Raw genomic sequence first — 25,361 nt, 5'->3', positions numbered from 1 at the left:
GCGGACGGATCAGCGAATGCGGAGCAGTTTGCGGTAGTCGCCGTTCATCATCGCGATGCCGTCGCGGACCAGGCGCACGACGAACGACCGCGAAGCGGACATCTTCCAATCGCTGGCGGACAATCTGGTCGCGTCATCACGCCCCAGCTCGGCCGCGATCTGGCGATAGGTCGCGCCGCCGTCGCGCAGGTCGAGCGCGCGGAGCATCAGGTCGAGCCGCGCCAGCTTATAGGCGGTAAGCGGCCAGCCGCGCGGCAACGGCCCGGCCGCACGCCCGAACAGGCGGCGGTGGAAGCGCAGCAGACTCGCCACGCGCGTGATGAAATCCTTGTCGAGCGGGATGATGGCGGCGAGCGGCCGGCCGGGCTCCGGATCGCGCAGCCAAAGCCGATGCTCGCCGGCCGCGTCGGAGACGATGACATGGCGCCCTTCGATACCGGCCACGTCGGCGAGCAGCGCGCCGAGCGTGCGCGGATCGACCGGCGCGGCACGCTCGAATCCATCCGGGGCGGCGTCGAGAATGACCGTGACGGCGGTCAGTTCCGGTCGCCAGACGACCGGCTCTGAAAGATCATCCGGCGCCGTGGCGAAAGGACAACCCCCAGCGCCGCGCGAACGCCGCCTCTGCGGCATCCTTCGCGACGGCGCCGCTGGCGATGCGCTTCTGCATCTGCGCATGTTCGGCGCGATAAGTGGGGTTTCGCCGTAGAAACTCGGCGGCGATTTCAGCGCGCCCGCTTGCATCGGACAAGCCGCCGATGCGTTGCTGGCGCCGTCCCGGCGGCATCGGCATTGCATCCTCCCAGCCGCGCATTGCGCGAATTTCGGGAGGGACAACATTGCCGCGCAGGAAGCCTCACAATAGCGCGAAGGTTGCGCCCAACCATGCTCGGAAGGCTGCGGCCGGAACCGCGAAGAAGCGCCAAAATGGATGAAATCTTAACGCTTTAGGGACGCTCGCAACCGAGCAGATGGGCGTAGCCCACCTCGGTCATCCACCGCGCTCGCGCGAGATGGCTGGCGTGCATGGTCTTCGCCCTATGCGGTTCGGCCACGGCATCAACGCCGAGAATAAGGGCGGCGGCCTCGCGCCAGTCGGCGCCCTCCTCGGCCGCGTCGAGCAAGCGCAGATAGTCCGCCAAATGGCTTTCGTCATAGGCGGTGAGCTGCGGCACATCGGGCGCTCGGTCATCAAAACGATTGTCGTCCATGATGCCCCCAATCTTCGCCCACGTTAACGAGTAGGCTCAAAGTGAAGCATTTTCGATGCGCTTGCTCGGCATAACTACGCGCGCAATCCGCATTGCTCGATAGTCACTCATGGAACTGCTGGTTTGCGGTGCGCCCCCGCAAACAGCTCCTAGACCCGTAGTCGGGGAGTTGGAAAACCGGAATATCTCGGTCCCTATGACCTTTAGCCCGGAAGCCTGTTGTATACGTCACAGGCTCCCCGACCATGTGGTCAAGGATGTCGGCGCCGTCACGGCTGGCGCCAAACCGAATATTCAGGGGTTTCCACGCCCCAGGCCGCCGCGTAGCGGCCCACCGGCTTCATAGAATAGCGTGATCGATTTGACCACCACCTGCGCGGGCCGGGCGCCAGCCCGGCTCGCGCACCATTGCGGCCGCGCGGACCTTGGGCCGCGCGGCCGCCGCCGATCCGGTGCAGCGGATCGGCGCGAAACGGGAAAGCCGCAGGGCCGGAAGCCCGGCCCTGCGGTGGCGAATGCTCAAGCGGCTTTGAGGCGCTGCATCCCCTCGGCCAGCGTCCACAGCGCGCGGTTGAGGGTCACATTCTGGTCGATGCCGTTGATCGCGCGGGTCTGACTGCGCCGGATGCGGCCCTCGGCATTGCGCTTGCGGCCATGCAGCCCGCCGCGAACGACATTCTCCTGAATGACGTTGAACGTGGTCCAGAGACTCCGGTCCACATCCTCGCGGCGGCGCGGCTCGATGATCTGTTCGGGCCGCACCGGGCTTTCATCGTCGCCGTAGCGGGCGACGAGGCTGACCTCGCCAAGCAAGCGCTGTTCGTCGGTGGAAAGCTGAATCCCTTTCATGGTTTCGCTGGCGTCGATCAGCCGGGGAAAATCCTCGGCCACGGTGTAAACGCCCTCGATAATGTCATGCTCGATATTGCCTTTGTGCGGAACGCGAACCTCCTCGAACCGCTCGCCCGCGATCATGCTGTTGGTGCAGACGAACCGCAGCATCCCGGCGAACATCTGATAAGCGCTGGTCCCGTCATGGCTGTTGACGATGATGACTTCGGCGGCCTCCGGCTTGCCGATTCCGTCATCGCGGCGCAGGCGCAGCATGTGCTTGGCGTGGCCGTGGCGGCTGCCGTCGCGGGGAACGGACTGAACGGCGAAGAACGGAAACCATCCTTCCCGGCGAAGTCCCTCCACGATGTCGATGGTCGGGACATAGACATACCGCTCCGAACGGCTGTCGTGCGCCTCGCGGGCGAAGATGGACGGGACGTGCCGATAGAGCGACTCGTTGTCGAGCGCCTCATATCCGCTGATCTGGTGGGCGTTGCGGCCGAACCGGGTGGCGAGTTGGTGATACATGGTCTGTCCTTCCTTGGGTCTGGGTTTCGCGCAGCGAAGCGCCGCGCTGAAACCCTGCCCGTCGGCGAGACCGGGGGTGCAACCGGAGTGGGCGGCTTCGCGGGGAACCGGCTGCACGGAACGCGGTTCGCCGCGTGGAGGAAGCTGGGCGGAAGCCGCTCCGAAGGGCGCTGGGGGCAGCGCCCCAAGCCACTTCTCGTTCTTGGATAGCCGCGAACGAAGCAAAAAAGACCGAAGGCTAACGCACGCGAGCCGAGCCTGAAAGCGTCAGGCCATCGTCCGATGGCGATGCCTCGGCGCGGGGCGGCGCCTGCTGCGCGCAGGCGGGCTGGGCAACGGCCGCGATCGACGTGGCGATGAGCATGGAAGATATATATGTTTCATTGATTCGATAACTATGATACATATGCACTATGATTGATACAGCCGGTGCCGATATCTGGCTGGTGCTGCTGCACCAGCTCCCAGCGAAGCCGCCCTATCTGCGCGTGAAAATCTGGCGCCGCTTGCAGGCGGTTGGCGCGGTGCCGCTCAAGAACGCCGTCCATGTCCTGCCGCGCCGCGAGGAGACGAAGGCCGCCTTCCGCGACCTGCTCGCCGAGATCATCTCAAACGGCGGCGAGGCGGTTCTGATCGAGGCGCGGTTGATCGAGGGCCAGAGCGATGCCGAACTTCACGCGCTGTTCGATGCCGCGCGTGACGCCGACTATGACGAGCTGGCACAGGCCGCGCGCGGCCTGCTCGACACGGGGCCGGCCTCCGGTCCCGAGATCGCCAAGCTCCAGCGGCGGCTTGCCGAGATCGTCCAGCTCGATTTCTTCGGCGCACACGGACGGCAAGGCGCGGAGGCAGCATTGCGGGAGCTGGACGAGAAGCGCTACGTTCATCCCGATGTCGGCCGCACCGGCGAGCCGGGGTCGCTTGGCCCCATCGACCTCAAGAACCGCGTGTGGGTGACGCGCCGCGGGATTCACGTCGATCGGATCGCCTGCGCCTGGCTGATCCGCCGGTTCATCGACCCCGTGGCCAGCTTCAAGTTCGTCGATGCGAATAGCTACACGCCCCAGGCGGGTGAATTGCGCTTCGACATGGTCGATGCCGAGTTCACGCATGAGGGCGATCGTTGCAGCTTCGAGACGTTGGTGCTTCGTGCCGAATTGGGCGGCGATCCGGCCTTGGTATCGATCGCCGAGATCATCCACGACCTCGACATCGGCGACGGCAAGTTCGGCCGCCCGGAAACTCCGGGCCTCGGCGCAATGCTGTCAGGGGTCTGCGCGTCCAGCGATGACGATCTCCAGCGCATCGCTAGCGCGAGCGACGCGCTTGACCAGTTTCATGCTTATTTCAGTAATCGGAAGGGGGAAAGATGAGCGAAGCCATCACGGCGCCGCTTGAACGACCAGATGCGGCCTATCGGGATCATGGCATTCCGTTCAGCGAAGCCGTTGGCGTATGGGCGCGGATCGCGTCGCTGAGCTTCGGCGGCCCTGCGGGACAAATCGCGGTCATGCACCGCATCCTCGTCGAGGAGAAGCGCTGGATCGGCGAGGAGCGATTCCTGCACGCGCTCAATTATTGCATGTTGCTCCCCGGCCCCGAGGCGCAACAGCTCGCCGCCTATATCGGCTGGCTGCTGCACAAGACCAAGGGTGGTCTTGTCGCCGGCGCGCTGTTCGTCCTGCCAGGTTTCCTCGCCATCCTGGGCCTAAGCTATATCTACGTGCTGCTCGGCCATACCCCGCTGATCGAGGGGCTATTCTTCGGCCTCAAGGCGGCGGTTCTCGCCGTCGTGATACAGGCAGTGGCGCGGGTCGGATCGCGGGCGCTCAAGAACAACGTCATGCGCGGCTTCGCCGCCGCCGCGTTCGTTGCGATCTTCGTCCTCGATGCACCATTCCCGCTTGTCGTGTTGTCCGCTGCCTTGGCCGGTTATATCGGTGGCCGCCTCGGCCTTCCGGCCTTTAAAGGCGGCGGTGGGCATGGACCGGCAAGCGGCGACGTCGTCCACGACCGCGATACCGCGCTTGGCGAAGGCCTGCCGGACCATGTTCGGCCGAATCTGGCCTGGTCGCTTAAAATTTCCGGAGCGCTGCTGTTCCTCTGGCTTGCGCCTGTTGTCGCTCTGTTTTTCATCCTCGGTCCAGACGATGTGTTCACGCGCATCGCGACATTCTTCAGCCAGATGGCAATGGTGACGTTTGGCGGCGCCTATGCGGTGCTTGCTTATGTCGCACAGGAAGCGGTCGGCACCTACGGCTGGCTCAAGCCCGGCGAGATGCTGGATGGGTTAGGCCTTGCCGAGTCGACGCCTGGCCCTCTCATCATGGTGACGCAGTTTGTGGGCTTCCTCGCCGCGTTCCGGGATGCGACCGGGCTACCCCCCCTGGTCGCGGCGACGCTCGGTGCGATCCTCACGACCTGGGTGACGTTCGTACCGTGCTTCTTGTGGATCTTCGCCGGTGCGCCCTTTGTCGAGATTATGCGCGGCAACCGTTCGCTGTCAGGCGCGCTCAGCGCGATCACGGCCGCAGTGGTGGGTGTTATCCTCAACCTTGCACTCTGGTTCGGTATTCACACGCTGTTCCGCGATGTTCGAGCGGTCAAGGTCGCTGGCGCTGAACTGGATTTGCCCGTCCTCGCTTCGCTGAACCTGCCCGCATTGGTGTTGGCGGTGTGCGCCGCGGTCGCGGTGTTCCGGTTCAAGATCGGCATGATCCCGGTGCTGTTCGGCTGCGCGGCGCTCGGCGCCGCTTATGTTCTCTTCAAATGAACGGAGATGTCCCGGTGACGGAAGTTTCACGACGCACGGCCGTCAAGGCCCTTGGAATAGGAGCAGTTGCAATGGCAGCAATGGATACGGCGGAAGCGCAGGAGCCGTTGAAGGCGTCCGCGCCGGCCTTTATCGGCGGGTTTCAGCCCAAGCCCTTGAAATTCGATCCCGCAAAGCTCGTCGGCTTATCGGAACGGCTGATCCAGTCGCATTGGGAGAACAACTATCAGGGTTCGGTGAAAACGCTGAATGCCGTTCGGGCCCGGCTTGCGGCCGCGCTCGCCGATAGCGAGGCACCGCCCGCAATCTATGGCGGCCTCAAACGCGAAGAGCTGCACCGCACCGGCTCGGTGGTCCTCCATGAAATCTATTTCGACGGCCTGGGCGGCAACGGGCAGGCGGCAGGTTCGATCCGCGATGCGATCACGGCTGCGTTCGGTTCCTTCGCGACCTGGGAAGCCGAGTTCCGCCGCACGGGCATGAGTCTGGCCGGTGGATCGGGCTGGACGATCCTCGGCTACAATCTGCATACCCGCTCGCTGAACAATCATTGGGCGTGGGATCATATGCATGGTGCCGCGGGCAGCGTTCCACTGCTCGTGCTCGATATGTACGAGCACAGCTTCCACATGGACTACGGCACCCAGGCCGCAAAATATATCGACGCCTGGTTCAAGAACCTCGATTGGGAGGCGGTCGATCGCCGCTATGCACAGGCGGTCGCCGCCGCCCGCATCTGACGCAGGAGGCTGCCATGAAATGGATCACCCGCGAACGCCCCAAGATCGACCGGATCGCCTGTCCGTGGCTGATTGCACGTTTTATCGATGAGGCGCCGGAGTTTCTCTATGTGCCCGCCGATAAGGTGTTTGAGGTCGCCGAAACGGAAGGTGCGACCCCCTATGACATACCGGGCGCTGAACTTAGCCATGTCGGCGAGAAGTGCAGTTTCGACGCCTTCATCGAGAGATATGGGCTTGAAGGGGATGCCGCGCTCCAGCAGCTCGCGCTGATCGTTCGCGGCGCGGACACCTCCCGGCTCGACCTGACGCCGCAGTCAGGCGGACTGTTCGCCATCTCGCTCGGGCTGTCCGCGATCTACGCCAACGACCACGAGATGCTCGGCCAGGGCATGATCGTCTATGACGCGCTCTATGCCTGGTGCCGATCCTGTCAGGGCGAGACGCACGATTGGCCGCCGGCCGGCTTCATCGGCGCGAAGCCGGTCAATGAGGAGTAGCTCCATGACGATCCGCAAATGGCAATCGGCATTGGTGGCCGCCACCGTGCTTGCGCTGCTTGGCTGCTCGCCCTCGGAGCCGGCACGTCGAAACGAGGTGATTTTGCTGACCACCACGACGACGCAGGATAGTGGAATCCTCAGGCATCTGACGGACGCCTTCGCGTGCAAGAGTGGCCTTACCGTGAAGACCATCGTGGCCGGCAGCGGCGATGTACTGAAGCAGGGCGCGCGCGGCGAAGGCGACGTCCTGCTCACCCATTCGCCTCAGGCCGAGCAGAACTGGATGGCGCAAGGAAACGGGCTATCCCGGCGACTCGTCATGTACAACGACTTCGTCATCATCGGACCTCAGGGAGATCCCGCCAAGGTCAAGGGCTTGAAGCCCGTGGACGCTTTCAAGCGCCTCGCCGCGGCCAAAGCCATCTTTGTCTCGCGCGGCGACCAGTCCGGCACGCATACCCGCGAACTCGGGCTGTGGAAGCAGGCAGGCATCGCGCCCAAAGGGCAGTCCTGGTATCGGGAGACCGGCCAGGGACAGGGGCAGACGATGGACGTCGCCTCGCAACTCCAAGGCTACGCCTTCACGGACCGCGGCACCTACCTCGTACACGCCCAGCGCATCGGCCTGCCCATTCTGGTCGAGAATGATCCGAGCCTCTACAACATCTACCACGTGATGCCGGTCAATCCGGCCAAGTTCCCGCTGGTGAACGTCACTGGCGGCCGGACCTTCGCCGACTGGCTGGTCTCGCCGGAAGGCCAGAAGATCATCGCCGAATTCGGCAAGGAAAAATACGGTCGTTCGCTCTTCACGCCAGCGGCTGGCAAGAGCGAAGCAGAGTTTCACTCGAATTGAGCACATTGCCGAACCTCCAAGATAGGCGACGGATGCCAGAAGGACATTCGACGCAAAGCTTGGCTGATTTGCACTTATACTTCACTCCCGATCCATCGCGGCAGCGTCAACGATAGAAAGGAAGCGCTGTGGGATCGGACATGTGGGATTATTGGGCTGAACTGGGCGCCGGCGTGACCGGCGCCGTCGCGCTGTTGATCACGGGCGATCCGGAGACCTGGGCGATCATTCGCCAGTCGCTCCTGATCTCGGTGAGCGCCACCGTCGCGAGCCTCTTGCTTGGCGCCCCAATCGGCGCCTGGATCGCGCTGGCGACATTTCGGGGGCGAGGCCTTCTGCTCACGATCTTCAATACGGGCTTCGGCCTGCCTCCCGTGGTGGTAGGGCTGGTTCTATCGATCCTCCTCTTGCGCCACGGGCCGCTCGGCTGGCTCAACCTGCGCTTCACGCCGGGGGCGATGATCGCCGCGCAGTTCATCCTCAGCTTGCCAATCATCATCAGCCTGACTGCCCAGGCGGTACAGCAGCTCAATTCGAAGCTACGTTTGCAGATGCGCGCGCTCGGCGCCTCGCGCCGGCAGACGCTGTGGCTGCTCGCTCGTGAAATCCGACTGCCGCTCATCGGTGCCTATATGGCGGGGTTCGGCGCCGTCCTGTCCGAGGTCGGCGCGAGCCAGATGGTCGGCGGCAACCTGCCCGGCTCGACGCGCGTGCTCACCACCGCCATCGTGATGGAAACGGGGATGGGACACTATGATCGCGCCATAGCCTACGGCATCGTCCTGTTGGTGCTCGTCGCGTTGATAGTCGGCATTCTGACCTTCGTGCAGCAAAGGGACGACCGGCAGTGAGCGAAAGCCCGCTGCTGGCGGCCGTTGGCGTAAGCGTTCGGCGCGGCGTGCGCACCGTGCTCGATCCGATCGATATCGCTGTCGCGCGGGGCGAGACGCTCGCGGTCTACGGCCCGAACGGAGCGGGCAAGAGCACGCTTCTCCTGGCACTCGCCGGACTGCTGCCGCTCACGTCGGGAACCGTGTCGTTCGCCGGCCGGACCCTCGGCCGCGACCTCACCTTGCTCGATTTCCATCGCCGGACTGCGGCCGTGTTCCAGGAACCGTTGCTCCTGCGCGGGACCGTCGCCCATAATGTCGGCCTCGGGCTCAAGCTGCGTGGTGTTGCTCCGGAGGAGCGGGAACGGCGTGTCCGCCCGTGGCTCGAACGCCTCCGGATCGGGCATCTCGCGGACCGCCCGGCTAGCGCCCTGTCCGGCGGCGAAGCGCAGCGCGCGAGCCTCGCCCGTGCGCTCGTTCTCGAACCGCAAGCACTCTTTCTCGACGAACCTTTCGCCGCTCTTGACGCTCCGACGCGCACCCGCCTCGCCGAAGAACTCGCCGATATTCTCTCGGAACGTCAGATAGCCACGCTGTTCGTCACCCACGATTTCGCCGAGGCCGGCGACCTGGCGAGCCGGTGCGTCGTTATCGACGGCGGCCGAGTCCTCCAGGACGCGCCGTTCGACGATCTTGTTGCGTTGCCGGCCTCACGGCGTGTCGCCGAGATCATCGGCGAGGAGAACATCTTCGAGGCCGTCGTGAGAGAGGCGCATATGCAGGACCTGATGCTCGACTGGCATGGCCATGGCGTCCGCGCGAAAGGCACCGCTGCGACACTGCCCGGCACACAGGTGGCATTCGCCTTGCGGCCTGACCGTCTAACGCTGCGCCCCCAATCGGACGAGGTCTCGGAGTGCACGCTTGCGGGAGAGGTCGTGCGGATTCGTCGCCAAGGATCGGGGCGACTGGTGACCGTCAAACTGGACAACCTGCATGCTGTGCGTGTGCTTTGTTTCGACGAGCCGCGTCCGTTGCTGGGGGCACGTGTGACGATCTCTGTTCCCGCTCATGCGGTCACGATCATCTCGGCTAGGTTGGACAGCCGCGATAACGCAACGGATATGACCGGGCAGGCTTCCGGCCATGCTTGCCGCCAGTGAACGCAAGCTAGTCAAATCTAGGCACTTCCGAATCCGCCCATGCTACCGTTGACCGCGGTATTCTGATTTCGACCGCAAGGCCCGGTTGCACCTGTGCAAACAGAAGCGTTCCACGGTGCAAGCGCGCGACGGCGTCGGCGATGGCGAGGCCCAATCCGTTCCCGGATTCACTCCGCGCACGATCGAGGCGGCCGAACGGGCGCAGCATCTCCGCAACCTCGTTGTCGGAGACACCGGGGCCGTCGTCCGCGACCGCCATCGTCACTACATCGCCTTGTGCCTTGACCGAAACGTCGATGCGAGCGGCATCATGGGAGTATTTGAGCGCGTTTTCGATCAGATTGGCGAGTGCACGCGCCAGGAGATCAGCGTCACCGGCGACCACTGCCTCTCCAGCCAAGTCTACCGAGATCTGACGGCTGGAGGCTTCGATCTCGGCGCGATAGCAATCCACGACCCGGTCAACGACCTCCGCCACATCGACCTGCGTAAACTGCGCGCGCGCCCTGCCGGCATCGATCTCAGCGAGATCCAGTACCGCGCTGAACAGGCGGAGCGCTTCGTCCAGCCCTGCCATTGCCTGTTCCAGCGCCGCAGTCCGCAGCCCGGCGTCGGGCTGTGCGAGTGCTATTTCGATTGCGTGCCTCACGCGCGTCAGCGGCGTGCGCAAGTCATGCGCAACCTCAGCCGACACGCGGCGGACCGTTGCCACCAGCGTATCGATCCGATCGAGCATCCCGTCGATCGTCAGCGCGAGGTCGTCGAGATCGGTGCGTGCCTCGACCGGACCGCCGATCCGCGCGGACAGATCGCCATTCTCGACCGCGCGCACGCTGGCACTGATCCGCTGCATTTGTCGCAACGTTCGCCGAGTCGCGAGCAAGCCCGCGAAGATGCCGAACGCCAGTGCGGTCCCGCCAGCAAGGAGGATCGCCCCGAACACGGCGTCCCGGATCGCGTCGCTTCGTTCCATGTCCTCGCCGACCATAAGCAGGGAGGTATCCGGAAGGCGTCGCGTCAGTGCCACAAGATGGGCTCCCTCGACGCCGGGTTGCGACGAGGGTTCCTCGACAAAATGCCAACCAGCCTCTCTCGGCACGATTTCAAGGTCGCCGATCACAGTGCGGCCGCGCGGATCGATCAGATAATATTCGAGCGCCCCGGGTCGTTTTGCCTTGGACCGGATCATCTCGATCGCGCGATCGAGGCCGCTCCGCTGAAATTCAAGGGCGATCGTATCCGATTCGAGTTCGACGCGGCTCCGCGCCTGCCGCTCGACGATCCCGCGTGTTGCGAGCCAGCCGCCCACCGCGCCCGCGGCCATGCTGATGACGAGCAGCAGCGCGTTGAGCGCACTGACACGAAACAGCGTCGAGCGCAGCAGCCGGCTACTCACTCCAAGCGGCATAGCCTTCTCCGCGCACGGTATGGATCAGAGGCGGATCCCCACCGCGATCAATCTTCGCCCGCAGCCGGCTGATATGGCTTTCGACAAGGTTCCTGCCGGGATCGAACCGGAACTTCCACACCGTCTCCAGCAGCATCAAGCGCGTGAGCGCGGCCGGGGCATTCAGCATGAGCAGTTCGAGAAGCTGGAACTCGCGCGGGATCAGTTCGATCGCCGTGGCGCCTCTCCGCACCGTGCGCGCAAGACGGTCCAGCACCAGATCGCCCAGCGAAAGGATGTTGGGCGGACCGGCCGAGCGGCGTTGCAGTGCTTCGACGCGCGCCATGAGTTCGGCTATGGCGAAGGGCTTCACGAGATAGTCGTCCGCGCCGCCTTCGAGGCCTTCGACGCGGTCGCCCACCGAGCCGAGCGCGGTGAGAAGCAACACGGGAGCGGCGATTTGCCGGCTGCGAAGGTCGGAGACGAGCGAGAGCCCGTCGATCCCCGGCAGCATTCGGTCGACCACAAGCAGCTCGTAGCCGCCCGTTGCGGCGCGAGTGAGACCGCCATGCCCATCGGTCTCCCAATCGACCGCGTGGCCGCGAGCACGCAACGCGCCGACAACGGCGTTTCCAGTCTCCTCATCGTCTTCAATCAGCAGCAGGCGCATCGTGCCGGAGCATCTCCTTCTTTCGCTTGGGCCAATCATAGCCGTGCACGAGCCGCAGCGACAGCGCACCGAACAGCCGATGCTGTCTCCTCAGCCGCTATATTTGCGCAAGTGTGTGATCGGGAGGGCTTTTATTGCAAACTGCCATCGACGCACCTTGTGAATCCACAAGGTGCGTTCTGGCCAGCGCGGATGCATAGGTCGGCGGAACGGCGCGACGGTCGAAAGGAAGCGGGCCGCCGTCCGAAGCGCATGAAACAATGTCGAAGGAAGAACCGTGCGAAAGATACTGATGTCGGGACTGGCCACGCTTTTTCTCGCCGCGCCCGCCTGGGCTGCGCCGGACTGGGCGGGGGTCGATGCCGCATTGGGACGCGCGGGTGTCGAGCAGGCAGGCGGTGTTCACCGCTACGGTTTCCCACGATCGGATCTGCGCGTCGTCCTGGACGGCGTCTCGATCAAGCCCACGCTGGGGCTCGGCTCCTGGGCCGCGTTTCAGCCGATGGGCGACGAAGTCATGGTCATGGGCGACCTCGTGCTCACGCACGAGGAAGTGAACCCCGTGATGAGTCGCCTATTGCAGGGTGGATTTACGATCACGGCACTTCACAATCACTTGCTCCGGTCCGCGCCCAGCACGATGTACATGCATATCGCCGGGCACGGCGAGCCGGTGAAATTGGCGACGGCTCTTCGCCAGGCCCTCGCCGCCAGCCACACTCCGATGGCGCCGCCACCCTCTTCCGCCGGTTCGGGCGCGCCGCCCCCGCTCGATCTCAACACCGCCACGCTGGACCAGTTGATGGGCGCGAAAGGCAAGGTCAACGGCGGTGTGCTCCAATACAGCATCCCCCGTGCTGAGCGGCTGATGGATGGCGGCATGGTCACGCCTCCATCGCTAGGAACGGCGACTGCGATCAATTTCCAGCCGACCGGAGGCGGAAAGGCCGCGATTACTGGCGACTTCGTCCTGATTGCGAGCGAAGTCGATCCCGTCCTCCGAGCGCTTCGAGCAGGTGGAATCGAAGTTACCGCGCTTCATAATCACATGCTGAACGACGAGCCGCGGCTATTCTTCATGCACTTCTGGGCCAACGACGACGCGGCCAAGCTTGCCCGTGGACTCCGGTCGGCGCTCGACAAGATGAACAATCAGCGGAGCTAGGAACCGGACGACGGCCAGTTGGGCCGCAACCGCCGCCCGTCAATCCCAGGCCCTCTTCAACGAAGTGGAGTGGAACATGGCTAGCAGAAAGACCCTTCTTATCGGCGCGGGCGTCGCTGTTCTGGCGGCGGCAGGCGTCGCGCTCGCCGCGCAGCAGAACCATGAGGCGAACGAGAACCGCATCATCGGCGAACACAGCGAAAAGGACATCGCGCTCAATCAGGTGCCGGAGGCGGCGATGAACGCCGCTCGCGCACGCCTTGCGTCCATCCGCGAAGCCGAGCTGGTGACGAGAAAGGCGGACGGCAGCACGCTCTACGAGATCGAAGGCAAGGACAAGGCCGGCAAGAAGGTCGAGCTGTTCGTGACGCCCGACGGCCAGGTGCTCGGCGGCGGAAACGATGGCGATGAGGACAAGGACTAAGCGCGGGAGGGGAGTCGGCAACGGAGAGGGGAGATGAACATGTCACACTGGGTCGGCGCGTGCCTTGTCTCCATAGCCCTTGCGACCCCAAGTCACGCGCAAGAGCAGCCGACACAAGGAAACGGCGCTGCGCTTGTCGCGAACTGCCGCGCCAACAGCCCGGTGTGCGGCGCATATTTGCAGGGTGTGCTGGACATGATGATCGTAGCGCGGCGCGATGAATGTGCAGCGCCGCGCTATGATCGAAGCGCCATGCGCACGGCCTATCTACGCTGGGCGGACGCAAACGGCTATTTTTTGGACGTTCACATGGTCGCGGGTGCTCAGCGAGCGCTGGAGGAGGCCTGGCCGTGCAAACAGCAAGTCGGCAAGTCGTCCAGGAAATAGCGCAAAGGGGGACAATTGGATCGGTGTCGACGGCGCGCTTTTGGATGCTGCCGGACCGAAGTGACGCAGCGGGACACCATATGGGTGGCCATGTGGAAGCCATCGGCCAGCAACATCATCCAGCCCTCATCCGTGCCGTCAAACGGGATCTCGCCGCACGATTAAGCGCCCCGCCTGAGGGCGGGGCGCTCGGGCCGCTCAGCGCGACCAGATCATCGCATATTCGCCGGCGGTATCGGTCTCGCTCAGGGTGGCGTAGATCGGCGCCGGGAAGCTCGGATCGTCCAGCTTGACCGAGATGTAATCGCGGTTCTCGCGGCTGGTCTTCTTCCATCCCGCGCCGCATTCGACCGAGCCGACTGCCAGGCGATAATCGGGCGCCTTATCGCTTTCCTTGTCGATCGGCCGGAGGGTCGCCTTGGCGTTGAGGGTCAAGGTCTTGACGGTTCCGGTGAAGGAGCCGTTGCTCGCCTGGGTGAAGGTGCCGATGGTGGCCATGTCGTAGTTCCTTTCGCTTTCGGGCCACGACCGCCGCGGCCTCGATGGCGATCGGTGAAGCGGGGATGATCGGACGCGCACCGCTGCCTGGGGTCCCCGTCGCGCCAGCGCGACGGGGTGGGCTTGCGGCCGGAGCGGAGCGGAGGATGGCGACGCGCGGCTTTTTTGCTTCGCGATGCAAAGCCGAAGGCGGCGGAAAAAAGTCGCGCGGCGCCATTGCGCCAGGCCGAGCAAGGCGAAGCCGGCCCCGGTTAGATCAAGCCAATCGAGAGGCCGCGCGGTCGTGCCGGATGACGGAACTGGTCGATGCTGACCCACTATCGACCAACAAACAGGAGGGCTTGCGCTCTCATCCGGCATACCATAGGGGGCTACCCTATGGCTCACCTCTCCAACGATACAGATGCACTCGTGCTACGCGTCCGCCGCCTCGTCGGGCAGCTCCAGGCGGTCGAGCGAGCGCTGGTTGAAGGCCAGGACTGCTCGAAGACCTTGCATCTGACGGCGGCAGTGCGGGGTGCGCTCAACGGCCTGATCGACGAACTGATCGAGGCACACATCAAGGCTCATGTGGCAGCTCCCGATCTGTCGCCGGATGAGCGCGCAGAAGGCGCCGACGCGCTGATCGCGGCAATCCGCCGCTACGCCAAGTAGAAGATACCGATATGGCTACCCAAGCAGAAATCGAACAGCTCGCCCACGAGCATTACTTCCTCGGCGCCAGGCACGACGAGAATGCCCGGCGAACCATGTGGGTGGTTGCGCTGACCGCCGTGATGATGGTGGGCGAGATCGTTGCCGGTTATCTGACGGGCTCGATGGCGCTGCTGGCCGATGGCTTCCACATGGCTACCCACGCCGGCGCTCTCAGCGTCGCCGCCGCCGCTTACGCCTATGCCCGTCGCCATGCGCGCAACCCGGCCTTCAGCTTCGGGACGGGAAAAGTCGGTGATCTGGCCGGATTTGCGTCGGCCCTCGTGCTGGCGCTCGTGGCGCTCGGAATCGGCGTGGAATCGTTCCTGCGTCTATTCAAGCCGATCAACGTCGCATTTGGCGAGGCGACCGTGATCGCGGTGATCGGCCTGGGTGTGAACATCGTCAGCGCACTGCTCTTGTCCGGTCATCATCACCATCACGATCATGCTCATCATCACGACCATGCCCACGACCATCACGCCGCCGAAGGCGGAAGTCACCAGCATGGCACCGGCGGGCATGGCGACAACAATCTTCGTTCCGCCTATTTCCATGTGCTTGCCGATGCCTTGACCTCGGTGCTGGCAATTATTGCCCTTCTCGCTGGCCGCTATCTGGGCTGGATCTGGTGCGACCCGGTCATGGGCATCGTTGGCGGGATCGTCATCGCCCGCTGGTCCTGGGGCTTGATGCGCGATACTGCCGCCGTCCTGCTCGATCGTACCGATGCGCATGTCGCGGAGGAAGTGCGGGACGTGATCGAAGGTCCAGGCGATGCACGCATTACCGACCTTCACGTCTGGCGGGTCGGACCAGAAGCGCACGCTGCCATCATCGGAGTCGTTGCGCGGGGCGATCAGGTCAGCACATCGGAACTGCGCCGCCGTCTGGCGCCCGTTCACGAGCTACAGCATATCACGATTGAGCAGCATTGATTGCGGCCGCGCCCGGTTGGGGCGCGGCCGCGTTTTTTTTGGGTAGCTACAAGAGAAGAGCCGGGACCGCTCGCGCGGCCCCGGCCCAATGCCGCTATTCGGCGGCGACAGCATAGGACGCTTCATCGTCCTGCGCTTGCGCTTCGGAGGTTTGCGCTTCGGACGGCTGCTCCACGGCTTCGGCTTCCTCGGCCTCGACGGGCGCAGGCTGCTCTGCCTCCGGCTCGGGGGTCCGCAGGGTCGCTGGCAACCATCCGGTCCCGGCCAGAAGCTGCTCGGCGGTCTGCGCCATGTCGGGCTTCTTCATGTCGGCGATGCGGCGGGCCGCATCCTCGGACACGCCTTCGGACACGGCCTCCACGATGTGCGCCTTGGTGACGCGGCCAAGGTAGCTGTCCACGGTCGGCGTCCAGTTCTTCGCCATGTCCAGCGCCAGCGCGGTCGCCAGCCTGTCCGCCGTTTGCAGCGAGCGGGGCTTGCGATCCCACGGCAGACGCAGCGCATTGACCGTGCGAGCCGCGCAATGCGCCAGCAGCAGGGTCCGCTTCTCGTCGTCCAGCGCAACGATGTAGCCCCACAGGTCCGCCACGTCGCGCGGCATCCGCTCGGCCCATGCCTCGTGCTGCTCGCTCGCCCGTGCCGCCAAGGGGGTGTCCTCGATCCCGTCCGCATGGCTCCCCAACGGGGTCACGGTTGGACGAACTTCAAGGCAACCGGCCTCCGCATAGCTGTAGAACAGTTGCGCGGTCAGCGTGTGGGTCAGCGCGATCAAGGCCGTATCGGGCTGCTCGGCCAGCGCCACGCGCAGCGCCAGCGTCCGATGCGCGGACAGGTCACGGGTAAGGCTGTCGGAAATGGGCTTGCCCGGTTCCTCGTCCTCCTCGATCTCCTGCACGTCCTCGTCGCCGTCCTCGGGCTGTTCGTCGTCCCCATTCTCCGGGGCCGCCGCATCGCCTTCTTCCGGCTCGGGCTGCGGATCGGCCAGCGCCTCATCCTCGAGCCGCACGAAACCGCGCTCGACCCTGACCGTGCCATCATGGTGCAGCACGACGAACGCGCCGCCATGCGCGATCACGCTGGCGTCGTAGGCGGAACGCTTGGCCGAAATCACGTCGATCTCGTCGGACACGGCCTCCAGCTTCGCCGCCACCTCCTCGGGCATCTCGTCATACGACGAATAGCCTTCGGCAAGCGCGTCATGCTCGGTGGACAGCGCCTCAAGCCGCGCCTCGTCCTCGTCGGACAGCGGAACCGACTGCACATAAAAACGCCGCATCCCGTGCGCGTGGGGATAGTCGATATGCGCCTCGGTCCATTTCCAGCCTTCGGCCTGAACCTCGCCCGCGATCTCGTGCAGCTTCTCGGTGGCGAGCATGTCGAGCAAGCCCGCATCCTCGAAGAACCCGCCACGATCCTCGCTGAACAGGTCGCGGATGATGTTGCCGCCCGCCTCGATATAGGCGTCGGCCCCGACGAACACCGCGCGGCGATCATCGGCAGGCACGTTGGCGGCGGTCATGTCGCGGCGGATGATCCACGGTTCGCGGTTGTGATGCAGCCCCTCGAAAACCTGCTCCTGCCGGGCATGGTCCTCGGTGATGGCGAAGGCCATAAGCTGGTCCAGCGTCAGGCCATCCTCCCGATAGACCTGCAACAGCTTGGGAGACACAGCGCCAAGGCGAAGCCGCTGCTTGACCACGCCCGCCGACACGCCGAACCGCGCGCCGATCTCTTCCGCACCCCATCCCCTGTCGCGGGAAAGCTCCGCAAAACGCTCGAACTGGTCGGCAGGGTGCATGGGGGTCCGGGTCACATTTTCGTCTAGCGACACCTCGGACGGATCGTTGGCCGTATCGAGCCAGCAGCGCACGACTTCCGATTTCTTGATCTGCTTGCGCTTGGCGCGCAGCAGCATCGCCAGCCTGCGGCCTTCGCCAGCGGTGACGAGGTAATTGCCGGTAGGCGTCCCATCGTCCTTCACCTCGGGCTCCACGACAAGGTTCTGGATCAGCCCCTTGTGCTGGATCGACGCGGCCAGCGCCGCGATAGCGGCCTCCCCATGCGGCACCTTGCGGGCGTTCTTCGGGGACTTCTTGAGCTTGGCGAGCGGCACGAAGATTTCGACGCCGGACACAGGCTCGGCGGCTACGGTTTCGGTAACAGCGTTCATCACACTTCTCCTTCAAACCACACTCACCCCGGAATGGGGTGGGCGGCGAAAGAGCGACCGGCAGGCCCGCCGGCGGAGCCGGGCAGCATCCGCAGGACCGGAACGCAGAGGAGGTAAGCGCGGGCGAGCCCGCGCGTTGCGGCCCGGCGCGGCGGGCCTACAGGGAAGCGACGCCCACCCCATCGCGGGAGTGCAACGACACAGCAACGCGATCGGGCCGGCGCAGCCCTGGCCCGATCTCCGCAACAGGAAGGAAGCCGGACCCGCCATCGGGTCCGCCGATAAGGGCGGAGCCCCGGCAACCGCGCCGCTCTGCGGCGCGATCAATGCCGCACCCTTGCGGCGACCGTCCGGCACGGCGGCGTGCGCGCGGACCTGGGGGCCAGCCGTCGCCGTGCCCTCCGGGCAGAGCAAGAGTGCAACGCGGCCAAAGCAACGCGCGAACCCTGTCGGCTTCGACAGACGCCGCAGTGTGCGCTCGATTGAATCCGCGTTCCGCCCGGCGCGCAAGCGCCGTCCCGCCATGCTGATCGTCACCGGCACGGACGAGACCCGTCAGGGGCTCGGTCGGAGCGAAGCGGAGATAGAGCGGCGGTCCCGCAGGGAGGCGCCACACCCTTACCTTGCTTTCGCAACACGTTTCGATTATATTTTAATCACAACGATAGAGGCTTGGTAACATGGCTACGGACACCAAGGTACTGACGGCGCACGTTCCGATTGCCCTTGTGGAGAAGGTTGAAGCGATGGCGGCCCGGCTCGAACGCTCGCGCGGTTGGGTGATGAAGCAAGCGCTCGCCGCTTGGGTCGATCAGGAGGAGGAGCGTCACCGCATGACGCTCGAAGCCTTGGAAGATGTGGACGCCGGGCGCGTCATCGACCACCAGGCCATTCAGGCATGGGCGGATAGCCTCGGCACGGACAAACCCTTGCCGCCGCCCGTGGCATGAGGATCAAATGGACCGGCAAGGCATCCTCCGATCTCGTGCGGTTGCACGAGCATCTGCGCCCGGTCGCCCCCGAGGCGGCGGCTCGCGTGGTGCAGCAGCTCGCCCGTGCGCCGGATCGGCTGCTCGACTATCCGCGGATCGGCGAGAAGCTGGACGCCTATGCGCCGCGCGAGGTCCGGCGGATCATCGTCGGCAATTACGAGCTGCGCTACGAGATCGCCGACGCGACGATCTTCATCCTGCGGCTTTGGCATTGCCGCGAGAACCGCAGCTTCGAGTCGGACGAGTGATGATCGCGCCGACCGACAACAGCGCTACGGCGCAGCACGCCGCAGTTCGCCCCTATCTGCGCTACGCTGCGATAAGCCATTTGCGCCGCCTGCCGCCGACCGTCAGCTTCTATGGATGGCCCTGTCTCGCAAACGCCGTTTCCGCACGCCGCGCGGATGGTCGGAAGGTCTCGACGATCTGCACGACTATATGCAGCCGCAACAGGAACGGCGCCCGTCCGCGCGGGCTGCCAACGCAAAGAACAGTCAGATCGTCGTCACCGACGACTGGCCCGAGCAAGTGCCGATCGGCGACGCCGAGCTGCGCGTCCTTGAGGGCCATCTGCGCGAGGAACTGGACGCGCTGTTCGGTCCCTTGCCGTGAATTGAGGAGCATCGTGTCATGACCAGTGCCGTCCTTGAACAAGCGGAGGCGCCGGTCGTGGCGACGGCGCGCGCTGCGCTCTACCTGCGCGTCTCGACCCCGCGCCAGGCGGACCATGATCTGTCGATCCCCGACCAGCGCCGCCAGCTTGAGGCGTATTGCCTCTCGCAAGGCTGGGAGGTCGCGGCCGAGTTCGTCGAACCCGGCGTGTCGGGCACCGACGATCGCCGTCCCGCCTTTCAGGCGATGATCGACGCTGGGCTGGAGAAGCCGCCGGCGTTCGACACGATCATCGTCCACAGCTTCTCGCGCTTTTTCCGCGATCAGTTCCAGTTCGAGTTCTACCTGCGCAAGCTGGCGAAGAACGGCGTGAGGGTCGTCTCGATCACGCAGGTGCTCGGCGACGATCCGGCGAGCGAGATGATGCGCCGGATCATGACGCTGTTCGACGAATATCAGTCGAAGGAGACCGCCAAGCATACGCTGCGCGCGATGAACGAGAACGCCCGACAGGGCTTCTGGAACGGCGCTCGGCCACCAATCGGCTATCGAGTGGTCGAGGCCGAACAGCGCGGCGCGAAGATCAAGAAGAAGCTGGAGGTCGATCCGATCCATGCCGAGACGGTGCGGCGGATTTTCCGGCTTGCGCTGGAAGGGCCTGACAAGCGCGGACCGGTCGGCGTGATGGCGATCGCCTGCTGGCTGAACGAGAACAATATCCGCACCCGCTATGGCGGGCGCTGGGGCAAAGGCATGGTCCATCAGGTGCTGACGCGCACCACCTATATCGGTCAGCACCGTTTCAACACCTACGATGTCAAGAAGGGCCGCGCCAAACCGGCGGAGGAGCACGCCATCATGGAAGTGCCGCCGATCGTCACGGTTGCGGAGTTCGAGGCGGTGCAGCGCTCGCTCAAGGCGCGCAGCCCGAAGATGATGGCGCCACGCGCGGTGGGCGGATCGACGCTGCTGACGGGCATCTGCTTTTGCGCCTGCTGCGGCGGCTCGATGACGCTGCGCACCGGCACCAGCCGGAGCGGCCGAGAGTATCGCTACTATACCTGTGCGACCAAGGCAGTGAAGGGCAAGACGGGATGCTCCGGCGTCACGCTGCCGATGGACCAACTGAACGCGGCCGTGGTCGAGCATCTCGAAACGCGGCTGCTCGATCCGGATCGTCTCGCTGTCATGATGGACCATATGATCGCCCGGCGGGACGACTGGGTGACCGAGCGCCGGCTGCACGTTGCCGACATGGAACGTCGCGCGACGGAGGCAGACACGAAGCTCGCCCGGCTCTACGAGGCGATCGAGAATGGACTGGTCAACATGGCCGACCCGTCGCTCAAGGCCCGGATCGCCGAGCTGACCGCGATCCGCGATCAGGCCAGGGGCGATGCCGACCGGGCTGTGGCGCATATCGAGCGTATCAACCCGGAGATAACGGCTGAGAGCCTGCAAACCTTTGCGCGGGTAGCAAAGAGCAAGCTCCGGCACGGCGACGGCTCCTACGCGCGGAACTATGTTCGGGCCGTCGCGCAGCGGGTAGAAGTGGTCAGCAAAACGGACGTCCGCATCCGCGGCACGCGCACCGAATTGCTGCGAACCCTCACCGCCGCCTCTGGCGTAGAGGCGGCGGTGCTAGGGACTCGTCCTTTCGGACCGAAATGGTGCCCCTGGCCGGACTCGAACCAGCACTCCTTGCGGAACTCGATTTTGAGTCGAGCGCGTCTACCAATTTCACCACAGGGGCCTGCCACGGGCGCATCGCCCGAAAGCGCGGCGCTCCCCCTAGGGCGAAGCGCCGCCGCTTGCCAAGCTATTTCTTCAATTCCTTCGCCAGCGTCTTGGCGGTCGCTTTGCCATAGGGCGGCTTGAAGCCGGCGAGCCCGGCGACGTCGAGCTTGGGCTGGCGATAAACGGCGCGCGCGTGGCTGAAGGTGCGGAAGCCGTCGACGCCGTGATAATTGCCCATTCCCGACGGCCCGACCCCACCGAAGGGCAGGTCTTCCATCGCATTATGAAACAGCACGTCGTTGACCGTGACGCCGCCCGAAATCGTCCGCGTCAGCACGCGGTCCTCCTCGCTCTTGTCCTGCCCGAAATAATAAAGGCCGAGCGGACGATCATGCGCATTCACATAATCGATCGCCTCGTCGATCGTCTTGTAGGTCTTGACCGGCAGGATCGGGCCGAAGATTTCCTCCTGCATCACCTTCATATCGTCGGTCGCGCCGCGCACGATATGAAGCGGCATCTTGTGGCCGTTGGCGCTCGCGAAATCCTCGTTCGCGGGATTGACCTCGATCACCTCGGCGCCCTTTTCGCGCGCGTCGGCCAGATAGCCCTGCAGGCGGTCGAAATTGCGGCCGTTGACGACCGACGTATAGTCATCATTCTTGAGCAGCGTGGGATAGAGCGACGCGACGCCCTTGCTCACGCTGTCGATCACCTCGTCCTCCTGATCCTCGGCGACGAGCAGATAGTCGGGCGCCAGGCAGATCTGCCCCGCATTCATCATCTTGCCGAGCGCGACGCGCTGCCCAACAAGATCCTTGTTCGCGCTGCGTCCGATGAACGTCGGCGACTTGCCACCCAGTTCGAGCGTCACGGGCACGAGATTATCCGCCGCCGCGCGCATGATATGCTTGCCGACGCTGGTCGCCCCGGTGAAGATCAGATGGTCGAAAGCCAGCTTCGAGAAAGCGACGCCAACGTCGGCCCCGCCCGTGAACACCGCCATTTCGCTCTCGTCAAAATAGTCGGGGACGAGGCGCGCCATCAGGTCGGAGACATTCTCGGTAAACTCGCTCGGCTTGATCATCGCGCGGTTGCCCGCCGCCAATATCCCCGCCATCGGCACGAAGACCATGCCGACTGGGAAATTCCACGGCGCCACGACGCCAACGACCCCCTTCGGCTGATAGACGACTTCGGCTTTCGCGCCGAGCAGGCCGAGCGGAAAGGTGGGCTTGCGCTTTTCGCCGCGCGACCAGGCCGCCATATGCTTCTTGGCATGCTTGAGGGCGCTGACCGACGGCATGATGTCGGTCATCAACGTCTGTTCGCGGCTGCGATGGCCGAAATCCTCGCTCACCGCCTTGGCGAAATCCTCGGCATGATCGACCAGCAGCGCGATCGCGCGGTCGATGCGGTCGGTGCGGACCGACAGGCTTTCGGGCATCGCGGCGGTAAAGCTGGCCCGCTGCGTTTCGAGCACGCGCCGCATCCGCTCGGTTTCGCTGGCGATATCTTCCTTGATGGCGGTGGCCATGACCCGTCTCCCCATATGATTGCGCCTGTTTGACCACGCTCTGCAGCGGGTTTCAAGTTGAAACGCGCATTGTTTAGGGCGATCCCCCTACCCCACCCCCTTTCGCAAGTGCAGCAAAGGCGCTAATCGGGCCACCGATGACCTTTCCCCTACGGAGTCTTTTGCCATGACCGCCACCGATCCCGTCGTTTTCCTCTCCTATGCCCGCACCCCGATGGGCGGCATGCAGGGCGTGTTGTCGGACGCGAGCGCGACCGATCTCGGCGCGACCGCGGTGAAGGCGGCGGTCGAGCGCGCGGGCGTTTCCGGCGACGATGTCGAACGCATCTATATGGGCTGCGTGCTGCCCGCCGGGCTCGGCCAGGCGCCGGCACGTCAGGCGGCGATCAAGGCGGGCCTGCCCAAGTCGGTGCAGGCGACCACCGTGAACAAGGTTTGCGGTTCGGGCATGCAGACCGTCATCATGGGCGCCGAAGCCCTTGCCGCAGGCAGCATCGACCTCGTCGTTGCAGGAGGCATGGAGTCGATGACCAACGCCCCCTATCTGCTCAAGAAGCATCGTTCGGGCGCGCGCATCGGCCATGACACCGCCTATGACCATATGTTCCTCGACGGGCTGGAGGACGCGTATGACGCCGGCCGCGCCATGGGCACTTTCGCACAGGACACCGCCGACGCCTATCAGCTCAGCCGCCAGGCGCAGGACGATTATTCGATCGAATCGCTGAAGCGCGCCCAGGCAGCGATCGCCGACGGCGCCTTCGCCGCCGAAATCACGCCAGTCACGCTGACCACCCGCAAGGGCGAGGTTGTCGTCGACACCGACGAACAGCCCGGCAAGGGGAACCCCGACAAGATCCCGACGCTGCGTCCTGCCTTCGCCAAGGACGGCACGATCACCGCGGCGACAAGTTCGTCGATCTCCGACGGCGCCGCCGCGGTCGTGCTGACGCGCCAGTCGGTCGCCGAAGCGAAGGGCAAGAAGCCGGTCGCCAAGCTCGTCGCGCATGCCGCGCACGCACAGGAACCCAAGGATTTCACGGTCGCTCCCGTCGGCGCGATCAACAAGGTGCTGGCGAAGGCCGGCTGGTCGATCGGCGACGTAGACCTGTTCGAAGTCAACGAAGCCTTCGCCTGCGTCGCGATGTTCGCGATGCACGACCTTGGCATTTCGCACGACAAGATCAACGTCCACGGCGGCGCGACCGCGCTCGGCCATCCGATCGGCGCCAGCGGCACGCGCATCATCACCACGCTGATCGCCGCGCTTCAGCGCCACGGCAAGAAGCGCGGCATCGCCAGCCTGTGCATCGGCGGCGGCGAAGCCACCGCGGTCGCGGTCGAGCTGGTTTAAGCCAGCTCCATGCTGTCATTGCGAACCCGGCGAAAGCCGGGTGAAGCAATCCAGAGCGGTTTATGCCAGCTCTGGATTGCCGCGCGGCTCCGCCGCTCGCAATGACGACGCATGGCGACGGTCGCGCCGCGGCCATTTTCAACCCGCGCGACACTTTGCGACACTAATGTCCTCAAAATAAACGCGGCATTCTGGCTCCGTTCAAATCGACTCGCCTAATCCTTTCCCTGTCATCGGGCAGATCCCCTCCCCCTGACGGCAAGACAAGGAATGGCATTATGAAGAGCAAAATTCTCACCGCCGGCCTGATCGCCGCGATGATGGTCCCCGCCGTGGCGCAGGCCCAGACGCGCGAGCTCGCCCGCGATCGCCAGGATATTCGCCAGGAACAGCGCGACCTCAACCAGGCGAAGCGCTATGGCGATCGCCATGATGTGCGCGATGCTCACCGCGACGTGCGCGACGCGAAGCGCGAATATCGCGAGGACAAGCGCGACTGGCGCCGCGACAATCGCTACCAGAACTGGCGTGCGCCGTTCAGCTATCACCGCTTCGCGGTCGGCAATTCGCTGCGTTCGACCTATTACGCCCCGACCTATCGCCTGAACTATGATGCGCGCTGGGGCGTCCCGAAGGCGGGCCGCAACCTGGCCTATGTCCGCCACTATAACGACCTGTTGCTGGTCAATGTGCGCACGGGCAAGGTGGTTCGCGTCTATTATAACCACTTCCGCTGGCGCTAAATACCAATGGTGACGAGAGAAGGGGCCGGCAGGCGACTGCCGGCCCCTTTGTCATGCGTTGCGGGGGTCATGCGTTGCGGGTGATCAATCGCCCCATATGTGGTCGGTTTCGATCCAGCCCTTGCGGCCCTTCACGTTGAACAAGCACCAGCCGTCCTTGCAGTCGGTGATGCGGCCGACCACACCGGCCTCGGCGCGAAAGGCGATCGCCGCGGCCGCGTCGGGCTTTTCGCGCATCGGACGGATGCCGCCGGTGACGATCGCGGTGCGCGTGCGGCTGAGCAGCCGCGCCGCCATCCACCCCTGCGTCCCGTCGGGATCCTCGATCTTGCGCCAGATATCGTGGCGCGCGACCACTTTAACGGGCAGATCCTTGCGCCGATATTCCCACACCACGGGCACATCGGGCGACGGCCCCTTGCGCATCCGCGCCTCGTCGACGCTGATCGACGCCCAATAGGGCAGTTCGGGATCGCTTTGCGCCGCGGCGGGTCCGGTCGCCACGGCCAGCGTCAGGAGGGCGAATATCGTGCGGCTGGTCATTCGCCTGCCTTGTCAAAATCGGGGGCGCTTTTCAACCGTTCGCCGCAGCCTTCGCCCCGTTCGTCCACAGCGG

26 protein-coding genes, 1 tRNA gene and 1 pseudogene are annotated in these 25,361 nt (G+C 64.7%); 17 read left to right on the top strand and 11 right to left on the bottom strand.

The genetic code is table 11. From position 1 onward, the window contains the following. Positions 1–9 precede the first annotated feature (9 nt). The 4 genes from MU856_RS04700 to MU856_RS04685 form a co-directional block, all read right to left on the bottom strand. Positions 10–633 (bottom strand): DUF2285 domain-containing protein, encoded by a 624-nt coding sequence (locus MU856_RS04700; RefSeq protein ID WP_263588488.1) that lies wholly within the window; start codon positions 631–633, stop codon positions 10–12. After that, on the bottom strand, positions 572–814 hold the full coding sequence (locus tag MU856_RS04695) for a transcriptional regulator domain-containing protein (protein WP_263588487.1): 243 nt from the start codon (positions 812–814) through the stop codon (positions 572–574). The genes MU856_RS04700 and MU856_RS04695 overlap by 62 nt, the downstream gene beginning before the upstream one ends. 133 nt (positions 815–947) lie before the next feature. After that, positions 948–1,211, bottom strand: coding sequence for a DUF2285 domain-containing protein (locus tag MU856_RS04690; protein ID WP_263588486.1), 264 nt, complete (start codon positions 1,209–1,211; stop codon positions 948–950). 519 nt (positions 1,212–1,730) lie between these two features. After that, on the bottom strand, positions 1,731–2,573 hold the full coding sequence (locus tag MU856_RS04685; RefSeq protein WP_263588954.1) for a DUF932 domain-containing protein: 843 nt from the start codon (positions 2,571–2,573) through the stop codon (positions 1,731–1,733). Between the two features lie 413 nt (positions 2,574–2,986). Here MU856_RS04685 and MU856_RS04680 point away from each other — a divergent pair, with 413 nt between their 5' ends. From MU856_RS04680 to MU856_RS04650, 7 genes are all read left to right on the top strand, one after another. Further along, on the top strand, positions 2,987–3,946 hold the full coding sequence (locus tag MU856_RS04680; RefSeq protein WP_263588485.1) for a chromate resistance protein: 960 nt from the start codon (positions 2,987–2,989) through the stop codon (positions 3,944–3,946). Further along, a complete protein-coding gene (gene chrA, locus MU856_RS04675) occupies positions 3,943–5,346 on the top strand; it encodes a chromate efflux transporter (protein ID WP_263588484.1) in 1,404 nt (467 codons plus the stop codon). The genes MU856_RS04680 and chrA overlap by 4 nt, the downstream gene beginning before the upstream one ends. 71 nt (positions 5,347–5,417) lie before the next feature. Further along, complete coding sequence (locus MU856_RS04670) at positions 5,418–6,086, top strand: superoxide dismutase (RefSeq protein ID WP_263588483.1); 669 nt, start codon at positions 5,418–5,420, stop codon at positions 6,084–6,086. Between the two features lie 14 nt (positions 6,087–6,100). Next, on the top strand, positions 6,101–6,586 hold the full coding sequence (locus MU856_RS04665; RefSeq protein WP_263588482.1) for a chromate resistance protein ChrB domain-containing protein: 486 nt from the start codon (positions 6,101–6,103) through the stop codon (positions 6,584–6,586). A gap of 4 nt (positions 6,587–6,590) precedes the next feature. Further along, on the top strand, positions 6,591–7,445 hold the full coding sequence (locus MU856_RS04660) for a substrate-binding domain-containing protein (protein WP_263588481.1): 855 nt from the start codon (positions 6,591–6,593) through the stop codon (positions 7,443–7,445). 173 nt (positions 7,446–7,618) lie between these two features. Then, positions 7,619–8,296: an ABC transporter permease gene (locus tag MU856_RS04655; protein WP_263588480.1), complete on the top strand. Its 678-nt coding sequence runs from the start codon at positions 7,619–7,621 to the stop codon at positions 8,294–8,296. Continuing rightward, on the top strand, positions 8,293–9,438 hold the full coding sequence (locus MU856_RS04650; RefSeq protein ID WP_263588479.1) for an ABC transporter ATP-binding protein: 1,146 nt from the start codon (positions 8,293–8,295) through the stop codon (positions 9,436–9,438). The genes MU856_RS04655 and MU856_RS04650 overlap by 4 nt, the downstream gene beginning before the upstream one ends. Positions 9,439–9,445: 7 nt before the next feature. On the opposite strand, the gene MU856_RS04645 is transcribed toward MU856_RS04650, so the two are convergent. Both MU856_RS04645 and MU856_RS04640 read right to left on the bottom strand, forming a co-directional pair. Next, the gene (locus MU856_RS04645; RefSeq protein WP_263588478.1) at positions 9,446–10,834 is read right to left on the bottom strand and encodes a sensor histidine kinase; all 1,389 of its coding nucleotides are present in this window, start codon (positions 10,832–10,834) and stop codon (positions 9,446–9,448) included. Then, entirely contained in the window at positions 10,827–11,495 is a 669-nt protein-coding gene (locus tag MU856_RS04640; protein WP_263588477.1) for a response regulator transcription factor, read from the bottom strand. Before MU856_RS04640 ends, MU856_RS04645 begins: the two co-directional genes overlap by 8 nt. A gap of 277 nt (positions 11,496–11,772) precedes the next feature. On the opposite strand from MU856_RS04640, the gene MU856_RS04635 reads away from it, so the two are divergent. From MU856_RS04635 to MU856_RS04625, 3 genes are all read left to right on the top strand, one after another. Next, positions 11,773–12,660, top strand: a complete 888-nt coding sequence (locus tag MU856_RS04635; protein WP_263588476.1) for a DUF1259 domain-containing protein — start codon at positions 11,773–11,775, stop codon at positions 12,658–12,660. A 76-nt stretch (positions 12,661–12,736) separates the two neighbouring features. Further along, positions 12,737–13,084, top strand: coding sequence for a PepSY domain-containing protein (locus tag MU856_RS04630; protein ID WP_263588475.1), 348 nt, complete (start codon positions 12,737–12,739; stop codon positions 13,082–13,084). A gap of 33 nt (positions 13,085–13,117) precedes the next feature. Further along, entirely contained in the window at positions 13,118–13,471 is a 354-nt protein-coding gene (locus MU856_RS04625) for a Rap1a/Tai family immunity protein (RefSeq protein ID WP_263588474.1), read from the top strand. Positions 13,472–13,669: 198 nt separating this feature from the next. Here MU856_RS04625 and MU856_RS04620 read toward each other — a convergent pair whose 3' ends face one another. Continuing rightward, the gene (locus MU856_RS04620; RefSeq protein ID WP_263588473.1) at positions 13,670–13,969 is read right to left on the bottom strand and encodes a DUF736 domain-containing protein; all 300 of its coding nucleotides are present in this window, start codon (positions 13,967–13,969) and stop codon (positions 13,670–13,672) included. 378 nt (positions 13,970–14,347) lie between these two features. Here MU856_RS04620 and MU856_RS04615 point away from each other — a divergent pair, with 378 nt between their 5' ends. Both MU856_RS04615 and dmeF read left to right on the top strand, forming a co-directional pair. Beyond that, positions 14,348–14,623 (top strand): metal/formaldehyde-sensitive transcriptional repressor, encoded by a 276-nt coding sequence (locus tag MU856_RS04615; RefSeq protein WP_263588472.1) that lies wholly within the window; start codon positions 14,348–14,350, stop codon positions 14,621–14,623. Between the two features lie 11 nt (positions 14,624–14,634). Then, complete coding sequence (dmeF, locus tag MU856_RS04610; protein ID WP_263588471.1) at positions 14,635–15,600, top strand: CDF family Co(II)/Ni(II) efflux transporter DmeF; 966 nt, start codon at positions 14,635–14,637, stop codon at positions 15,598–15,600. Positions 15,601–15,694: 94 nt separating this feature from the next. Here dmeF and MU856_RS04605 read toward each other — a convergent pair whose 3' ends face one another. Continuing rightward, positions 15,695–17,770 carry a ParB/RepB/Spo0J family partition protein gene (locus MU856_RS04605; protein ID WP_263588470.1) on the bottom strand — a complete coding sequence of 692 codons (2,076 nt, stop codon included), beginning with the start codon at positions 17,768–17,770 and terminating at the stop codon, positions 15,695–15,697. Positions 17,771–18,450: 680 nt separating this feature from the next. Here MU856_RS04605 and MU856_RS04600 point away from each other — a divergent pair. From MU856_RS04600 to MU856_RS04590, 3 genes and pseudogenes are all read left to right on the top strand, one after another. Then, a complete protein-coding gene (locus MU856_RS04600; RefSeq protein ID WP_263588469.1) occupies positions 18,451–18,720 on the top strand; it encodes a CopG family ribbon-helix-helix protein in 270 nt (89 codons plus the stop codon). Continuing rightward, positions 18,717–19,010: a type II toxin-antitoxin system RelE/ParE family toxin gene (locus MU856_RS04595; protein WP_263588468.1), complete on the top strand. Its 294-nt coding sequence runs from the start codon at positions 18,717–18,719 to the stop codon at positions 19,008–19,010. Before MU856_RS04600 ends, MU856_RS04595 begins: the two co-directional genes overlap by 4 nt. Positions 19,011–19,392: 382 nt before the next feature. Further along, a pseudogene (locus tag MU856_RS04590) lies at positions 19,393–20,466 on the top strand (recombinase family protein); the annotation flags it as partial. Between the two features lie 576 nt (positions 20,467–21,042). Here MU856_RS04590 and MU856_RS04585 read toward each other — a convergent pair. Both MU856_RS04585 and MU856_RS04580 read right to left on the bottom strand, forming a co-directional pair. Beyond that, a tRNA-Leu gene (locus MU856_RS04585) sits at positions 21,043–21,127 on the bottom strand. A gap of 66 nt (positions 21,128–21,193) precedes the next feature. Beyond that, a complete protein-coding gene (locus MU856_RS04580) occupies positions 21,194–22,648 on the bottom strand; it encodes a coniferyl aldehyde dehydrogenase (protein ID WP_263588467.1) in 1,455 nt (484 codons plus the stop codon). A gap of 166 nt (positions 22,649–22,814) precedes the next feature. On the opposite strand from MU856_RS04580, the gene MU856_RS04575 reads away from it, so the two are divergent. Together MU856_RS04575 and MU856_RS04570 are read left to right on the top strand one after the other, a co-directional pair. Then, entirely contained in the window at positions 22,815–24,002 is a 1,188-nt protein-coding gene (locus MU856_RS04575; RefSeq protein WP_263588466.1) for an acetyl-CoA C-acyltransferase, read from the top strand. A gap of 278 nt (positions 24,003–24,280) precedes the next feature. Further along, positions 24,281–24,745, top strand: coding sequence for an RcnB family protein (locus MU856_RS04570; protein ID WP_062902246.1), 465 nt, complete (start codon positions 24,281–24,283; stop codon positions 24,743–24,745). Between the two features lie 84 nt (positions 24,746–24,829). On the opposite strand, the gene MU856_RS04565 is transcribed toward MU856_RS04570, so the two are convergent. Continuing rightward, complete coding sequence (locus MU856_RS04565) at positions 24,830–25,288, bottom strand: SH3 domain-containing protein (protein ID WP_003044512.1); 459 nt, start codon at positions 25,286–25,288, stop codon at positions 24,830–24,832. Between the last annotated feature and the right edge of the window lie 73 nt (positions 25,289–25,361).

Origin of the sequence: Sphingopyxis sp. GC21, assembly GCF_025727575.1 — a bacterium.
In the GTDB taxonomy this organism is placed as follows: domain Bacteria; phylum Pseudomonadota; class Alphaproteobacteria; order Sphingomonadales; family Sphingomonadaceae; genus Sphingopyxis; species Sphingopyxis terrae_A.
This window is presented reverse-complemented; position numbering and strand designations above follow the sequence as displayed.

What these genes read in the sequence shown, in the direction of transcription:
- MU856_RS04630 (WP_263588475.1), top strand. Translation starts at nt 12,737, where the DNA reads ATGGCTAGCAGAAAGACCCTTCTTATCGGCGCGGGCGTCGCTGTTCTG.
- MU856_RS04660 (WP_263588481.1), top strand. Translation starts at nt 6,591, where the DNA reads ATGACGATCCGCAAATGGCAATCGGCATTGGTGGCCGCCACCGTGCTT.
- MU856_RS04615 (WP_263588472.1), top strand. Translation starts at nt 14,348, where the DNA reads ATGGCTCACCTCTCCAACGATACAGATGCACTCGTGCTACGCGTCCGC.
- MU856_RS04685 (WP_263588954.1), bottom strand. Translation starts at nt 2,573, where the DNA reads ATGTATCACCAACTCGCCACCCGGTTCGGCCGCAACGCCCACCAGATC.
- MU856_RS04670 (WP_263588483.1), top strand. Translation starts at nt 5,418, where the DNA reads ATGGCAGCAATGGATACGGCGGAAGCGCAGGAGCCGTTGAAGGCGTCC.
- chrA (WP_263588484.1), top strand. Translation starts at nt 3,943, where the DNA reads ATGAGCGAAGCCATCACGGCGCCGCTTGAACGACCAGATGCGGCCTAT.
- MU856_RS04575 (WP_263588466.1), top strand. Translation starts at nt 22,815, where the DNA reads ATGACCGCCACCGATCCCGTCGTTTTCCTCTCCTATGCCCGCACCCCG.
- dmeF (WP_263588471.1), top strand. Translation starts at nt 14,635, where the DNA reads ATGGCTACCCAAGCAGAAATCGAACAGCTCGCCCACGAGCATTACTTC.
- MU856_RS04620 (WP_263588473.1), bottom strand. Translation starts at nt 13,969, where the DNA reads ATGGCCACCATCGGCACCTTCACCCAGGCGAGCAACGGCTCCTTCACC.
- MU856_RS04595 (WP_263588468.1), top strand. Translation starts at nt 18,717, where the DNA reads ATGAGGATCAAATGGACCGGCAAGGCATCCTCCGATCTCGTGCGGTTG.
- MU856_RS04600 (WP_263588469.1), top strand. Translation starts at nt 18,451, where the DNA reads ATGGCTACGGACACCAAGGTACTGACGGCGCACGTTCCGATTGCCCTT.
- MU856_RS04580 (WP_263588467.1), bottom strand. Translation starts at nt 22,648, where the DNA reads ATGGCCACCGCCATCAAGGAAGATATCGCCAGCGAAACCGAGCGGATG.
- MU856_RS04665 (WP_263588482.1), top strand. Translation starts at nt 6,101, where the DNA reads ATGAAATGGATCACCCGCGAACGCCCCAAGATCGACCGGATCGCCTGT.
- MU856_RS04640 (WP_263588477.1), bottom strand. Translation starts at nt 11,495, where the DNA reads ATGCGCCTGCTGCTGATTGAAGACGATGAGGAGACTGGAAACGCCGTT.
- MU856_RS04605 (WP_263588470.1), bottom strand. Translation starts at nt 17,770, where the DNA reads ATGAACGCTGTTACCGAAACCGTAGCCGCCGAGCCTGTGTCCGGCGTC.
- MU856_RS04680 (WP_263588485.1), top strand. Translation starts at nt 2,987, where the DNA reads ATGATTGATACAGCCGGTGCCGATATCTGGCTGGTGCTGCTGCACCAG.
- MU856_RS04565 (WP_003044512.1), bottom strand. Translation starts at nt 25,288, where the DNA reads ATGACCAGCCGCACGATATTCGCCCTCCTGACGCTGGCCGTGGCGACC.
- MU856_RS04625 (WP_263588474.1), top strand. Translation starts at nt 13,118, where the DNA reads ATGAACATGTCACACTGGGTCGGCGCGTGCCTTGTCTCCATAGCCCTT.
- MU856_RS04570 (WP_062902246.1), top strand. Translation starts at nt 24,281, where the DNA reads ATGAAGAGCAAAATTCTCACCGCCGGCCTGATCGCCGCGATGATGGTC.
- MU856_RS04695 (WP_263588487.1), bottom strand. Translation starts at nt 814, where the DNA reads ATGCGCGGCTGGGAGGATGCAATGCCGATGCCGCCGGGACGGCGCCAG.
- MU856_RS04690 (WP_263588486.1), bottom strand. Translation starts at nt 1,211, where the DNA reads ATGGACGACAATCGTTTTGATGACCGAGCGCCCGATGTGCCGCAGCTC.
- MU856_RS04700 (WP_263588488.1), bottom strand. Translation starts at nt 633, where the DNA reads ATGCCGCAGAGGCGGCGTTCGCGCGGCGCTGGGGGTTGTCCTTTCGCC.